Source organism: Vibrio sp. D431a, assembly GCF_030248655.1.
Lineage (GTDB): Bacteria > Pseudomonadota > Gammaproteobacteria > Enterobacterales > Vibrionaceae > Vibrio > Vibrio alginolyticus.
On sequence record NZ_JAHGAP010000016.1, the window covers coordinates 91,932 to 108,202 of the forward strand.

Consider the following 16,271-nt stretch of genomic DNA (forward strand, 5'->3'; position numbering starts at 1 on the left):
TTAAAGAACACTTTATGAGCTAAAAAGAGAATTCAGTAGCACGATAAAGAACCGTGCTACTTTCATATTTGGCGTTTAAGAGGGTTTTGTCTCTATCATCGTTTTTAATATATCCACAACTAGCTGATGATCATCTAACTGCGGTAAACCCGATACCGTCACGACCCCAACCAAACCAGACCCAGAAAGCCGAATTGGGAACGCGCCACCATGAGCACAGTACTCACGAGCATCGAGATGAGGCTGATTTTCGAAATCACGTTGCTTTTGCTTGTTGTACAGAGAAAGATAGTAAGAGCTGTGGCCATACCTTAATACTGAGTTTCGCTTCCTACGGACCCAATCTAAATGATCAGCGCAGGTTCCTGCCATCGCGTATTGAAATAGCGTTTGTCCAAAGCCGTAAACCTCAATAGCAACAGCCGCGCCGCGAGCTTCAGCCTCTTCTTTTAGAGCGAGGCCGATAGACCACGCAATATGGTGATTAAATTCCGCCAACTGAAGTTCATGCTCTTGCAGGGCCACGAGTTCAAGCGTCAAACTCATGGTTTCACCTGAATCGTTTTACCCGTTTTACTGCTTTCCAATGCCATCTCAATCAGAGCGATATTCTGTACTGCTTGAGCGGCAGGAACCGGGTTATCAGTGCCCAAACGAATGGCGTCTGCCACACCAACAAAGTAAGCTTGGTACTCGCCTCTCTCCGTTTTGATAGTTTGCGCACCGTCTTCGTCGTAACGGACGCCGTATAACACCTCATCTTCTTCCGACCAAGCATCGTTTTCCGGCAAACGGCCTTCTTTTAAGTAGCCCTCTTGAGGATCTAATCCGAACTTTTCATATTTAGCTTCCGTACCCAATACTTTGTAGCGGAGATTCGGCTCTGGGCTATACAAGTTTGAATGCAAGTGCACAATATGCTCAGGGTAATGAAGTATCAAGTTGTAATAATCAATCGTCGTCGCGCCCGGACGCATCATTCGACATTGTGCGTCTATCGCATCTGGCAAGCCAAACAACACCAATGCTTGATCGAGAAGATGAGGAGCAAGGTCGAATAGAATACCACCGCCATCTTGAGCCTGCTCTCGCCATCGTTGACGAACTTCAGGGCGGTAACGGTCAAAGTGTGACTCAAACAGCTTTATATCACCTAACTTACCTTGTTCGATAAGAGATTTAACCGTGAGAAAATCTCCATCCCAACGTCTATTGTGAAAAACGCTCAGCACTAGACCTTTCTCTTCCGCCAAGGCGATAAGTTCATTACCGTCTTCTATACGAGTAACAAACGGTTTCTCGACGATGACGTGTTTCCCATTGTTCAACGCACGCTTTGCAAGTTCGTAATGTACGTCATTTGGCGCAGTAATGATTACGAGCTCTGCATCACTATCATCGAGTAAAGTATTCGCATCAGAAAACCACTTAGCATCTGGCCAATCATTTTGAACCGCCTCCTGTTGACGAGAGCTTATCGCGCTCAGCGTTAAATTTGGTAGCGCTTTAATGAAGGGTAAATGAAACGTTTTTGCTGAATATCCGTAACCAATCACAGCGGTTTTTACGGGATCGTAAGCCATTGTAAGATTCCTTATTTCGGTGATACAACAATACATTCAATATCATTGTGATCGAGGAGTTGTTGAAAATCTGATTGAGGGGGATGATCGGTAATAATGATGTCGATCTTTGACAAATCACATACGTGGTGGAAATTGTCGCTACCAATTTTTCGGGATTCACAAACGACGATGACCTGCTGAGCTTGAGCAATCATCGCTTGTTTCATTGTTGCTTCTAACAAACTATTTGTTGTCAGCCCTCGGGATGTCAATGCACACACGCCAATGAACGCTTTGTTCACGTGATACTGCTGCATTTGCTGCTCTGCTTGCGCCCCTAAAACTGCTCTGGCATAAGGGTCAAAGTGTCCGCCTAAGAAATAAACGTCCATTGTGTCGTTTGTTTCAGCAGCGGTCAGTACATCAATGCTGTTAGTGACGACGTTGAGCTTGTTTTCTCCACAATGTGCTTTTCCTGCATAGAGTGGGAGCAGAGACAAAATGGTGCTGGTATCAATAACAAGATGGTCGCGCTCATCCAACAACGCTGCGGCAGCTTGAGCTAGTCGATGTTTAACGTCACTCACGGGTCGACTCGCGTATGCCTCGGTATGGGAAGAGATCGGCGCAAGCATGACACCACCTCGTATTCTTTGTAACCCAGGTTGCTGACTCAACTTAACTAAGTCTCGACGAGCTGAATCTCGCGAGATACCAAAGTACTCACAAACTTCAGACAACGTTACTTTGTTTTGCTGCTCCAGCTTCGCTCTGAGTGCTACGAGTCTTTCTTCTTGTGTCATAACTTAAATTCACTTAAGTGGTTTTAAGTAAACTTGCCACAATAATAGAAAAATTACCAACAAAACCACTTACAACCAACTCAATTGACCAAAGGTTAACCAAAGATAAATGAGCAGCAAGGCAAACTTCCTAGAGCGGTACGTTCACTCAAGCCCACATAGTTAGGCGTATGAAGTTTATTTATACCCGTTTAAAACAACTGGCTCATCTAGCCCTAACTTCACCCTATTTATTTTAATAAGCGCTTTTGGTAGTGGAATAAACCCAGCATTTCGTACCTGTTGTGTATTGTTGTCGGTTGTAAGGAGTTCAAATAGCTTTGATTTTTTGATCTTCTGATTAGTGTCGAATTGTTTATTTATATAAACGTAATAGACCACGGAAAATGGATAGCGAAGAGAATAGATGCAATCTGTGCTCAAAGAGCATGAGTCATCGTTATGATGAACGGAGAGAGCCTTGTAGCTCGACCACTGTTCTGAGTATTTAAAATCGGAGTATCGCATATAAGCTTTGGCTAAAAAGTCGTCGCTTAAAGCCCGTTTCAATCGGTCTTCATCAAGCATTTGAATCGATGATTGACAACCATTAGAGCTCACATCTGGGTTACTTAAACGCATCTCCCCGAAAGCATACGTATTTGCATCACAGCGTTTCAATTCACTAACGGAAACACTATCTACCGTACTCTTTTGACTATTGATTACGACAATAGCGTTTGCCATTAAAAACAAACGTATAGGCCTGTGGCCTCTTTCTCGTTGAAATCGAGAGATGTTTTCATCTGACCATTTCTTAGATGTGATCGCAATAGAGGTCCCGTCATTTAGCATGTCGTTAAAACCACCAGACTGAGATGCAAGCGCTACATTTACACTTGGCTCATCTATCAATGTTTCTATCGTTTCTAGTATCTCTGGTTCGACAAAAATCGATGTTCGAGCCTCAGAGTCAGCAAATGCCAGCGGTGAAATCAAACATGAAGCTAGAGCAAATAAAGGCAAGACTTTAATTTTCATAATTCAACTCCAACTTCGAATTAGGTGTCAACTCGCTGTCCGAACTAAATATAGTCCACGCTTGTTCAGTACTTTCAGCTTTCGTGTTTACAACAGCAATTGTGCGCCTTTCCCGTTTTTTTAGTTGTACCGTCAATGCCGTATTCTGATAAAACTCTTGCTCTTCAATTCGATTATCTTGAATGCCGTTTCTCACTAGCAATTCTCGTATAGCTGCCGTCCTTTTCTTTGCCAACGCTTTGTTGTATTCGAGTGACGCTTCAGGGCTTGTGTCTCCTATCAGTATGACTTGCGCATTTGGGTTACTCTGAAGCAGTGCTTTCAACTCGCTTAGCGGCATATCATGAGATGGCGTTACCTGATGCTCATCCATCGCAAAGAAAAAACTGATCAGGTGTGTCTGCGAGTCGTTGACCCAATTCGCACAACCTTCACTGTCAACAACGACACCTTTTGGCGTATCTGCGCAGTTATCTCGTTGGTTTATCACACCATCACTATCATTGTCTTTAAGGTCGTTGTACTGGTAAGTGGTCAACGTCGTATCCGGTGATTCAGCACAGCCCGCTAACATGAAAACTAGAAGACTCGTCACTGCGAATTTATCCATTATTGTTCTCCTTCCAGTTCTCTGGATACTCAACTCGCAACGCATAAGTCAGAATCCCCATCGAGTTGAATAAACGGTAAGTGGCAACCAAATGATCGTACTTTGTTCGGGTGTAGTTCCGTCTCGCAACAAACGTTTCAACTTTGGCATCTAATACATCTAACAAACTGCGTCGCCCTACATTGAACTGCTGGATGTACCCTAATTCAGTTACTTTCGCCGCATCAACGTTGACTTTTAAAAACTCCATTTGCTGTTGAAGCAATGTATGTGCGTCCCATGCCAGCCTTACACCTTCATTCGCATCTAGTTCTGCATTTGCTCGAATAGCCCTCGCCTCCTCAACTCTCCAGGCGGATGACTCCACTCGGGAGTCTGTAGAAAAGCCGTTAAAAAGATCGTAGTTGACCGTCAGCATAACCTTTGCATCTTCGTTAATGCCTTCAATATTATCCACGTTGTCTGTTTTGTTGGCTGACAGCTCAAGCTTGAGCTCTGGGTAGTAACCCCCCTTTTCTCTTTTTACTTCATGTCGAGCTGCCTCTAAATCTTTCATCGCCGACTGTATGGATGGGTGCAACCTAACCGCTTGTTTGAGTGCTTCGTCAAGCTTATTCGGAAGCAATTCCTGCGGGTAAACAGGCTCAACTAAGTTTTGCGGCGCTCGACCAACTAAACGTACAAATCTTGTTCTAGCATCGGAAAGATTGTTTTGGGCGGCAATCAATGAGGACTGTGTTGTCGCGACACGCGAAGAAACTTGCGCTAAGTCGGAGTTGCTGGTTAAACCTTTTTCTTTTTTATCTAGAATGAAACGGTAGATCTCTTGGTGTTCACTTAGGTTTCTTTCTGTCAGTTTCATCAACTCTCGGGCATGTAAAACGTCCACATACGCTCTGACAGTATCTAATGCGACATTTTCCGCAGATGCCAATAAGCCCAAGCGTTCAGCTTCAGCCTCGTAAGATAAGCGATCAACGTCAGCACTTGTTTTAAATCCATCAAATAACAGTTGGGAGATTCTTACGCCCATCTCCGTTCTTTCTAATGTTCTATCTTCACTGTCGATGTAGTTTCCGTTGTTATATCGAGTACCTTCGTACCCTGCTGCTGCATACAAATTAACCTGAGGAAGAAATGAACCATTTATGGCATTTCGGTCTCGTACCATCGACTCATAGCGAGAATAGCGAGCAAGCAAACTTGGGGAGCTATCGAGAGATAACGTCACTGACTCTTCTAAAGTCAAAGCGTTTGGCGACGATGATACTGCAAACAAGACCAATAACGTTGATTTAAGCCGCATCTTATATCCTTATGTCTATCTTTCTCTGAGCGAATTCTCTTTCGCACGTAATATAGGTTTTAACCAATAATTCAGTACTGTTTTTTCTCCTGTAAGAATGTCTACCACAACCTGCATTCCCGGGATGATCGTAAACTTATCATCAACCTTGAAAGTAACGTTGGCACGGTAGTAGGCATTGCCCTCTTCATTTTGAAGTGCATCGGCGCTTACGTAGGTCACTTCTCCTTCTAGGCCTCCGTAAATGACAAAGTCATAGGCAGACAACTTTACCGTTGCCGGCAGGCCTGGCCTTATGAAGGCGATATTCTGAGGAGAAATTCTCGCTTCAACGATTAACGTGCTATTACGAGGGACTATTTCTAAAATAGGCTCACCCGGCTTAACCACACCTCCGATGGTTCTGACAAAAACATCTTTGATGGTTCCATCGACCGGAGAAAGTAACTGCGTTCGATTCAACTGATCCGCAATCGCCTGACGACTTTCATTGAGCTGCGCTAGTTGCGTCACAACTTCATTGAGCTGCCCTTGTGCCTCTGCCCTAAAAGCAAGCGCAGTACCACGATAATCTGCGATGGATTCAGAATACACAGCCCTTTGCTTTTGGGCAGCAGCTTGTGAACTCGCGATGTCTCCTTTGAGCTTTATAACGTCTCTATTCAGTTTTAATAATTCCACTTCAGCTACCGCGCCACTAGAAACCACCTCTCTCAGCATATCTCGCTCTTTCGAGACAATAACCAGACTGCTTTTTAGTGTTTGAATGGTATTCAAGGTATCTAGATAAGCTTGCGATTGTTGCTCAATTCGCAATTTAGCCTCCTCCAGCTCAGACTCCAGTTGGCTCAACCGCTCAAGATAGTTTGCTTTGGCATTCAGATAGGCAGAGTGGCCGGTCATCGAAATATCAAATGTCTGAGGCTCGATACTCACTTGTTGTTTCCAATCCAGTTGGAGGCTATTCACTTTTACCGTTTCTAATTCAATTTGAAGCCTCTGCTTTCTGGCGAGCAAAGATTCAACTTGTTCAGAGGTCTCCGAATAGGTCGACTTAAACCTTGTATCATCCAGAATAGCGATGGTTTGCCCCTTAGTGACGCTTTCACCAGGCATGACAAGTAACTCCTTTAGAATGCCTCCCTCTAAGCTCTGAATCGTCTGAACAGACAAAGTAGGAACAACCTTTCCTTCGCCGACAACCACTTCGTCTAACCTCGCCCACGAGGCCCAAATAATCACACTTAGCACTAACGCGGCAGACAACCAAATCAACGTTCTCGAACGGTTTGCTAAATGAGCATTACTCCAACGAACTGTGCTCATCATTGACCTCCTTCGCGTACAATTGATACTGCGCGTACTCTGTTCGTTTTCGCGTTAGACTGTTGTTTAGCAAAAATTTCTTGGGGCGATCCTTCCCTCAAAATTGTGCCTTTATCAAGCACAACAATTCGATCACAAAGCGATAATAAGGAATGTTTATGAGAGCTAATAATCATCGTCGTCGAGTGCGGCAACGATTTGAGAGCATTAAACAATGCATTCTCAGCAGGCTGGTCTAAGGAACTGGTTGGCTCGTCTAAAATTAATGCTGCTGGGTTTCGATAAAAAGCTCTTGAAATCGCTACAGCTTGCCTTTGCCCCCCCGACAAATAACGCCCTCCTTCTCCGACTTGCGTTTCTAGACCATGAGGAAGGCGACTCATGTACTGGTTCAAACCCGATAATTCTATCGCACGGCGTAAACGTTCTTGATCAATAACATGATGTCCTAATACTATGTTTTCCATAATGCTGCCGTATATAAGATGCGAATCTTGGCCAACCCAACCCGTTTTCTCTCTTATCAATTCGGCGGACCAAAGCTGACTGTCAATGTCATCAAAATAAACGCTACCCTGTAAGGTACTGAGTTGATTGGTAATAATAGAAAGGAGTGTAGACTTTCCGGCTCCTGCACTACCAATAACGCCAACGCGTTCGCCTTGCTTGATAGTAAGATTAATATCTCTCAAACATGGCATATCAACATCTGGGTATTGGAAGCTCACGTTTTCTAAACGTATATTCCCTGTAAATTCGGCAGACGTAATGACCTGACTGCGTTGCACCTCCTGAGGTAAAGACATGATAGAATTTAAGCCTTCAACCGCTGTTTTTGTCTGTTGATAGCGAAGTAACAGCATAGCTAACTGGTTAATCGCCCCTGCAGCACGACCGCTAAGCATGACAATAGCAATGAGCCCCCCCATGCTGAGCAATCCCTCAGAAATTCTGTACACGCCTGTTACAAGTAACATTACGGTAATTATCTGCTGGCTAGATTGAATGGAGTAAGCAACGATATTCGAATAGTTTCGCGATTGATTTTGCCAATCAGAAAGCATGGATACCGTTTGCTCCCAACGCTTTTGTGCTTCTCCCGTAGCGTTATTTTGCTTAATCTCTTTTAAAGAGGACAATGAATCAAACAAGTGAGCTTGTCGCTTCATGGATAGTGCAGCACTTTCCGTATGTGATTGTTCTATTTTTGCTTTTACCGCAAAGCCAAGGATCAGCAGGGTAAACATGACGGCAATAGGTATGAACATCATTGCCCCACCTAGCCAACCTATTAAGACTAAAAATAACAACGTAAATGGGAGATCAACTAAGGTCACAAGAGATGCAGAAGTAAAAAAATCGCGAACACTATCAAAATCTTGTAGTTGTCGAGCGAATGCACCGACTGATGCAGGACGGTGTTCAAGTTTCATCCCCATAACTTTAGAAAAAAGTATCGAAGAAAGCTTGTTATCGATGTACTTACCCGCGGTATCAGTGACAACTCCCCTTGCTTTACGCAATAGCCAATCAAAAATAATGATGACGGAGACACCAGCGACCAAAACCCATAATGTACTGAAAGCTTGATTAGGCACTACACGATCGTAAACGTTCATAGTGAAAAGCGGAATAACTAGCGCTAGCGTATTGATAAGGAAAGAGGCAATCAAAAGATCTCGATACCACGGAGACATTTCTTTCACTACGGCGAAAAGCCAATGTTCATTATAATCCGCTTGAATAGAACTTATCCGTTTGTCCAGCTCTGGACGCATAGAAACTTGCCATGCTTGAGGCTGGAATCGATTATGCAGTTCCTCGCTCGTGACGTATTGCGTTTCACCTTGATCTTCACTAAATAACGTGACTTGATAATCGCTGTTATGTCGCTCAGATATAATAGCGGGTTGTAACGTCTTCCTATTGATTACCACCAATGGAAAGCTCAACATTGCGGTGGATTTTAAATCGATTAATGTGAGTTCAAGATCGGCTCGCTCAGCGGCTCTGATGAATAAGTCAACATCCAATCTACCCCCAACAAGAGGTAATCCAGAAAGCACCTTTTTTGTATGGTGTCTAACCTCAAAATAACGCATCAACCAAGTTAACGAATGCCCCCAAGGATCGTTAGTCAGCTCACTTGATGAGGATGAGTGATGCTTCATGACATACCACCTACTAGCAAGTTGTTGTCATCAATCATCTTCTGTAAGACATTTTCTTCGGCTACGCCAGTCGAGTCACCTTTGTAAAGCTGATCGAGAGTGACGCCCTGCATAAGAATCTGTTGTTTTGTCCCCGTCTCTTCTGGTTTTATGTGAAGCGTTACGCCATCATCATTCTCTGTTAAATCGAGCTTATTATCGACTTCTGTTATCGAGGTAGCGGTGATTATCGAGGCGATATCAATTGTGTCATTATCATCACCAATAACGGATATTTGGAAGTCGTTGATCACATCGTACGAGGGCTTTAACTCGTTACCGAGCCCTGAACTGTCAAACTCGAATACATCGCTGCCACTTCCTCCAATAAGCAAATCATTAGCATCTGTCGCAAGTAATGTTTGGTCACCCTCTTCCACTAAGGCAACATTGACTGTCTGAGCAGCACCTTCTGCGACTGTAGCACCCAGTGTTGCAATCGGTTTTATCGACAACGTAAAATCACTTGCACCGCTAAACCCGCCAACGATGGAAAGATCAGCGACATCCTCTTGATCAACAGTATAAAAGCCGTTCAATCTTTCACCATGACTCAACTCTAGATCTGTTGGTAATCCGCGAATCTCCACACTTCCAAACTCTTCGGGTGCAGGATTGACTAAATTCATGCTCAACCCCAAAGGAATACTCCCAGACGCTTCAGACACAATAGATTGATAATCGGCCGTTAGTGTTGGCTCATCAGCTTCAGGGGTAACAACAATGGTTAGATCGGTAGTTTGCACATCTCCAAAATCGGTTTCGAGTGTCTCTGACACTATCGCTTGATCAAACGTTCTAACATTGAGAGCAACATCCATCGTTCCAAATGCATCCTTCGGAACGAACTCCAAACCTGACACTTCATTTGCTCGCACTAATACCGTCGCCACGGCATTGCCCGCGTCATCGAAGGTAAAGGATGAGAATTGAGTTCCAATACGAATCCTACCTAAGCCTTCCAATGCAGAGGGTTCAGAGCTTGCTTTGATCAACATCGACACTTCTATATATTCGTTGCTATTTGTTTCAAAACCGCTCGCTAAAAAGTCAATCGAAATGGAATCACCTTCATCTCCAGTGAACGTGTTAGAGGTTGTATTCAACGATACATCGTCGCCAATCGGTTTTACGCCGACGTTGAACTGAGAAGTGGTATAGTTATAGTCGTTTGATCCAGACTCTTGGGTAATAGCTTGCAGTGTTAGTGAAATATCCCCACTAAAATCTAGTGGCGGTAGAAAATAAACCTTATCAAGTTGTGCTTGAGTTAGCTGCCACTCCTTGCTCTCACCATCCGTTGAACCGTTATCAGGGAGTAATTCGAACGTCCCATTATTGTCCCAAACCAACACGGCTCCGTCTGGCACTCCTGTCATGACCAAAGACATCGACTCAGAACCATCTTGATCGATTAATGATGCAGATAAGTTCCCTAAATAAATATAATTATCTTCATCACCAACTACGTCTTCTGTTTCCAGAACCGCTTTATCAACCACTGGGGCAACGGTAACGGTAACTTCTGTTGATTTAGTTTGAGTATCTTTCGCACTGTCAGTACTTAAACAACTTCCCGTGACTTCATCAGTAATGTTTGCGTCAACGGAAATAACAAGCTCTCCACTGTAGTTTTCAGGTGGGATTAGCTGAATTTCGTTTAGACGCGTAACATCTGTCACTACCCATGTTCCATCACCGTTGTCAATGAGTAGGCTCGGGTCCACGGCAGTAAACCGCGCATTCTCGTCAGACACAGATAAAGAAACCCAATTGACACTTTCAAGGCCAGTCGCTGCGTCACCTTCTCCAGTAATGGACTGCATTGGCCCTTCGCTATCGCCCAATACAAGAGCAAGATTCAGGTTGGTTATAGTATCTTCTTGAACCGTAACTTCGCTTGGTGCTATCGCGATATCATCGACAACAGGAGAGATTTGTACCGTAATGGTCTGAGAGGTTGTTTTCGAGTCACCATCGCATGGGGCCGTTTCTGTCACTTCTAAATTGAAAGTAATGCAACCAGCAAAGTCCTCATCCACGCCAGTAAGCGTCAAGGAAGACAATCCGGCGCTAGAAATTGAATAACCTAACAGATTGCCCGCATTATCATAAGCAGGTATCACACCTTCGCCAGTAAGCTCGACTCCTTCAGGTAAAGAATCTGCGGCGACAAAGAAGGAAACTAAGTTACCATCACTACTCGCTACATCAGGGTTTAAAAACGCCCCAATTGAGACATCTTCACCTTCTTTACCTACAATATCCCCACTTTGAACGCTTCCTGGTTCACCAGGATCAGCACACTGGTCTCCATCTCCTTCATGGCCAGTAATTTGAATTTGGAACTGACCTGTGATGTATTGAGCATCCGTTCCATCTCGAACATACGCTAACACATTCACATCAAGTATCTCTGTATTAGATGGGCTATAAATCGATGCGCCAGCAAGCAAATCTTGAGCGGTTTCCAACACGCTATCACTTGTGATTCCTTCCATTGGAATCAGCCAGTTCCCATCGGCATCTTGAGAAGCACCGTTCGGATGAGTAACAATGAGGTCTTGACCCTGCGGTATCTGTAAAACGATGTAATTGAGATACTCTGAACCATCAATATCCGCTTCTGTAAATGTAATGCCTCCACTCACGTCGACAGCAGACCCATCCGTACTTGTGAATACTTCAGTCGCGCCTTCTAAACGTGTTTTGTCAATATCTTCATTACCAATATCCACTTTGCCAGAAACCACGACGCTCAAAGAGCCATGGATTGCCTTTACATCAGTCTCCATCGTCGGAGACGTGTCTGTCACTTCGTACTGAACTTCCAGGCTAAATGTCCCACTTAGGTCTTCATTAGCTTTTACAGTGATTCGTCCACTGTTTAACAACTCAGATAATGTTGCCGAGCTACCATCAAGTAGTTCATTGAGTTCTAACGGTAAGTTACTTTCCTCTACTGCATTACCATCAAAGTAAAGTGTTAAGCCATCTGGAATGGATACAATGGTGTATCCTGTCAAGGACTCACTAGAATCTATATCTTGATTAACGACAGGCTCAAGATTTAGTGTGATGAAATTGTCCTCAATACCATTGCTTTGTAATTCTTGGCCGTCAGTTTGATCAACAATAGGGGAGATTTCCATTTCCACTTTAAGAGGGGTTTCAGCAGAATCACCATCCGGCTCTGTTGAAACGACGATAACATCCATGCTCAGTGTTCCACTAAAATCTTGCTCTGTTTTGAGGTAAGTGTTTTCAAGAACAGCGTTTGAGACCTGATAAACTGGCCCCGTTATTGGGTCCACGTAAGCAATTGGAAGAGCAATAGGGTCACCATTTACATCTGTCAGTTGTGTTCCCAAAGGGATGTTCTGAAGCAAGATATTAATTTCTTCTGATAGATCGTCGTCTGATGTCTGGATGATAAAATCCAGTTGTATCAGGTTATCTTCGTCTAACGTAGAGAGATTACTAATTACTTTAGTCGCTTGATCATATTGCCAATTCCCCTGTCCACCATCTAGGACAATTGGTTCATCGACCACGCCTTTTAGCTTAATGTCAATGGTTGCAGATTGGCTCTCGGCGGTTTCATTAAGAGGTGCTAAGCCATCAATAGTCGACTCTGTTGAAATGGCGGTTACTTGAAGGGATAGAGATTCAGTAAATGAGCTGATATCCGATTTTGGTTGAAGTAACGCCTCCGAATTGGCTAGAGCATTGGAGGTCACTAGGTAGGTATTAATACCGATAAGCGTAATCCCAGCTCCGACAGGCAATGTCCAACCATCTTGAACTTCTATGCGATAAGACAGAGACTCCGAGCCATCTGTGTCAGTGAGCCGCCCTAAGATGTACTCTTTTAAGTCAATCGCTTGGTCTTCAAGCCCCTGAATGTTTTTAACGGTCAGCGCAGGCACATCGGCATCTGGAGATATATCGATAACAACTTGCTCAGTGATCTCCGCTGTTTTATCTTGCTCATCGGCAAACACACTACCCGACTCAGTCGTTACTGCCGTTACATCAAAAGTAAATCTTCCGGCTAAGTTTTCGTTAGATGTGATTTCAATTTGATCTAACTCGGATTGGCTATACGATTTCCCTTCCTCAATAGCACTTCCGTTAAGTGTTAATATAAGTCCATCTGGAATATTCGAAATTTGGTAGTGGAGCGTTTCAGAACCGTCTTGGTCAAACTTTTCAGCGACAATATTGAGCGAAAGTGATTCAGCGGAATCTTCAACACTTTGATAAGAAAAGTCCGAATCATTAGACCACTCTGGCAAATCTGCAACCGGTAAGACGTTAACATTTAACGTGTTATTGCCTTGTAATACAAAACCATCTGGTTCGACATCAGATACGATTAATGCAGACACTGCTAACGAAACTTTGATAGTGTTGCCCGACAGGTTTAGCGCTGGTTGATAAGTGAGATCACCATTTGGAACGGTGAATATACCCACCCCCATTAGCTCTGTACCAGAAAGACTAATAAATCCGTCATTATCATCATCTTCAAGGCGCACTCCGTCTAAAAACAGAGCCCCTCCTTGTAGAGATTCAACAGAGATCCTTATCGCTTCAACACGCTCATTATTCTCCGTATCCCCAGGAGAAACTCTAATCGGTAACGCGACTGGCGTGGGGTCTCCACTATTATTCGCGCCATTATCTTCTAACGTATCTACATTAACGGTTCGAATAAAACCCCTGGCATCATCAAGAATTAATTGAGCTTCACTGCTTGCTTGGTCACCGTCTGCATCCGTCACAGTTATCGTTAGATCATCAAGCAAACCACCTACAGGCGTATTAACAATAAGCTCGGTAGTTAGCGTAAATGTCCCATCTTGAGCAATAGTCAGCGTTCCATATTTTAAGTTACCATCACTACTATTGATTAAATCGATGGTCCAAGCATCATTGCTAAATACCGAACTCGCCGTATCGTATGTTTCACCTGCATAGGTCAAACTTGAAATCAACGTGCCATCTGAACTGATTAAGTCGGCATTATTGCTAAACCAGTTTCCCGAAAACTCATCCCCCTCGGTAAGTTCAATTTCTATTGGTGAGCTTGTGTCTTCAGGGATATCATCTACTACACTAACGGTATATGTCTCAGCTTCAGACTGGTCGCCATCCTTATCAACGGCATAAATTGAAAAACTGAGTTCTAATGTGTTCTCGTCCGCTGGAACACCGTCAGGTTCATCGTGTTCAAGTGCACGGTATAGATCAAACTCGACAGTCCCATCGGTATTAAATCTAATTCTAAAGACGTCTTGCTCGCTTTCATCTCTTGCATATAACCAACCATTCGAGTCCGGTGAATCAAGCGAAACCAGGCTACCACTACTTGTTTTATAGCCGAGCGCATTGAACATATCGATATTCACGCTCACACTGGCGATAGAGTCTGAACCTTGTAATAGCGTAATGGATGGTGACGAGCCCTCGATGCCAGAATCAAGCGAATCATCATTCAACCCGCTTTCATTGACTGTGATTCCCTCTGTAATTACTAGTTCCGGAAACAAGCCATCATAGACCAGTATGTTGGACTCCGTAGAGATCTCGCTTCCATCAGAATCTCTCGCCACGATGGGCATAGAGATCGACAATTGCGTCCCATCACCTAAAACATGGTCAAGCGAGTGATAAAGCTCTACAGTTACATTAACGGTAGACGTATCATTTGATGGCAAAGAGAAGTCACTAGGTAACGTGACCCTAAATACAACGTCTCCAGTGTCTGAAATTGCGTCAAAGCTTCCATCATTGTTATCGTACCAAGTGACAGCCTCTCCGTTATAAGTAACAGCATCACCAAGCGTAGTTTTGACAATATCTCCATCATTTATGTCAACACCCAGATACACAATCGGATCGAATGATGACGTAACTATCACATCCGTATTCGCTATGGCTGAAACCCCATCAGGAGCAATGTTTGTATCGACAGGTGTTTCGGTCAACTCGACATTGCCACTATTGATTAGCACTTGTCCATTGTCGTTATCCATCACATTAATGTCTAAAACGACCGACGTGTTATCTTGGTCTGAGTCCATTGCAGTAACAACGAGAGGCACGTTTGGATCAGTATTTTCTTGTTGGTCGAGAGCCTGAAAAAGCTCAAAGGAGTAGGTAATGTCGCTATTTGCATCAATAGGTAATGAAGCATTGAGGGTAGCTTGAAAGATGGGAATCTGAGTTTGCCCATCTTCGTCAAGAATATAACCATCAAGTGTTTTGCCATCCGCAGAGACTTGATAAAGCACAACTTGTTCACCACTCGTCAACAAGGGTTGTTCAGAGACGATGAACGACAAAGATTCGAGGTAATCACTGCCAACCTCAACTTGAAAATTCCCTGAGCTCAACACACTTCCATTTGCGAGATCAGATTCTTTTACTTCTACCCCATTCAAATTATTTAAAGTTGGGTCTGCGCCATCCTTTAGAACATAGTCAATTTCATTCTCTACAAGCGGTGTGGCATCTAAATCTACGCCACCAATGGTCAACGGGAAAGTGACCGTATCACTGCTATTGAATTGATCGATAGGGTGCTCAAGAGTAAGCGAAATTGAAGCTAATACATCGTTACCCGACTCAACGCCACTCAATGTTAACGTAAATACAGTGACACCATTCGCAAATGCTGTAATTTGCTTTCCGCTGGAACTTAACGTGTAGCTAAGCTCATTATCAGAGACTGAGCTTGTAAGCCCTAATGCTTCTAACTTAGTAATAGATGACCCACCGAAATACAAACTACTCGGATCAGGGTTGTCAGATCCCGCGACAATATTGACAGTTCCTTCAAAGTTCAATATCGGGCCATCCAAAGGGACTTCTGTTACGTCTATAGTCGCATTGCCTACGTAACCTGCTTGTCCATCAGTAATGTCAATGGTCGCGTTAGCCAAGCCATAGTCTTGGGAGTCATCTGCAGCTAAATAGCTGAAAGAAACACTTTGCTCGACCGAATGATCTAGGTTTCGACCTGCATCAAACTGCCAAGAGCCATCAGAAAATACGGTTAATTCGCCTTTTTCTAAATTAAAACTTACGGATCCCCCCTCTAGAATTGACTTCTGCTCCCCGCCAGCCTCTACAAATTTCACATAAAGTGTTCCATCAAGATCAATATCATTTTCAAGTACATTGCCCGTAATTGTTTGATCTTCTACGACTGAGTATGTGTCATCTCTAATCACCGGATCAGAGTCATAAATAGTAATCGTTAACGGTGCCACAACCGTCTCTTGTGTACCGTCAGCATCACTTTGAATGCTTTCAACCAATACGTTAGTCACCAGCTCATCTTGACCTACACCATGATCAATCGCTTCATAAAAAGTAATTTGAACCGTACCATCATCATTGACCTCTGCAGAGAAAACTAAT

The 16,271-nt window shown here is 43.7% G+C and carries 9 protein-coding genes; all 9 read right to left on the bottom strand.

Annotated elements, in window-relative coordinates; translation table 11 throughout:
* Positions 1-75: 75 nt before the first annotated feature.
* Positions 76-546, bottom strand: coding sequence for a heme-degrading domain-containing protein (locus KJB35_RS15285; RefSeq protein ID WP_053350586.1), 471 nt, complete (start codon positions 544-546; stop codon positions 76-78).
* On the bottom strand, positions 543-1,583 hold the full coding sequence (locus tag KJB35_RS15290; protein ID WP_042522861.1) for an oxidoreductase: 1,041 nt from the start codon (positions 1,581-1,583) through the stop codon (positions 543-545). Before KJB35_RS15290 ends, KJB35_RS15285 begins: the two co-directional genes overlap by 4 nt.
* Before the next feature lie 11 nt (positions 1,584-1,594).
* Positions 1,595-2,368: a DeoR/GlpR family DNA-binding transcription regulator gene (locus KJB35_RS15295; protein WP_025766712.1), complete on the bottom strand. Its 774-nt coding sequence runs from the start codon at positions 2,366-2,368 to the stop codon at positions 1,595-1,597.
* Between the two features lie 177 nt (positions 2,369-2,545).
* Positions 2,546-3,388: a phosphate ABC transporter substrate-binding protein gene (locus KJB35_RS15300; protein ID WP_238843118.1), complete on the bottom strand. Its 843-nt coding sequence runs from the start codon at positions 3,386-3,388 to the stop codon at positions 2,546-2,548.
* A complete protein-coding gene (locus KJB35_RS15305) occupies positions 3,378-3,998 on the bottom strand; it encodes an OmpA family protein (RefSeq protein WP_005377755.1) in 621 nt (206 codons plus the stop codon). The genes KJB35_RS15300 and KJB35_RS15305 overlap by 11 nt, the downstream gene beginning before the upstream one ends.
* Positions 3,991-5,304: a TolC family outer membrane protein gene (locus KJB35_RS15310; RefSeq protein WP_213917154.1), complete on the bottom strand. Its 1,314-nt coding sequence runs from the start codon at positions 5,302-5,304 to the stop codon at positions 3,991-3,993. The genes KJB35_RS15305 and KJB35_RS15310 overlap by 8 nt, the downstream gene beginning before the upstream one ends.
* 15 nt (positions 5,305-5,319) lie before the next feature.
* Positions 5,320-6,633: an HlyD family type I secretion periplasmic adaptor subunit gene (locus tag KJB35_RS15315; protein ID WP_047102180.1), complete on the bottom strand. Its 1,314-nt coding sequence runs from the start codon at positions 6,631-6,633 to the stop codon at positions 5,320-5,322.
* Positions 6,630-8,801, bottom strand: a complete 2,172-nt coding sequence (locus KJB35_RS15320) for a type I secretion system permease/ATPase (protein ID WP_268206798.1) — start codon at positions 8,799-8,801, stop codon at positions 6,630-6,632. The genes KJB35_RS15315 and KJB35_RS15320 overlap by 4 nt, the downstream gene beginning before the upstream one ends.
* Positions 8,798-16,180 (bottom strand): Ig-like domain-containing protein, encoded by a 7,383-nt coding sequence (locus tag KJB35_RS15325; protein WP_285358193.1) that lies wholly within the window; start codon positions 16,178-16,180, stop codon positions 8,798-8,800. Before KJB35_RS15325 ends, KJB35_RS15320 begins: the two co-directional genes overlap by 4 nt.
* Positions 16,181-16,271 lie beyond the last annotated feature (91 nt).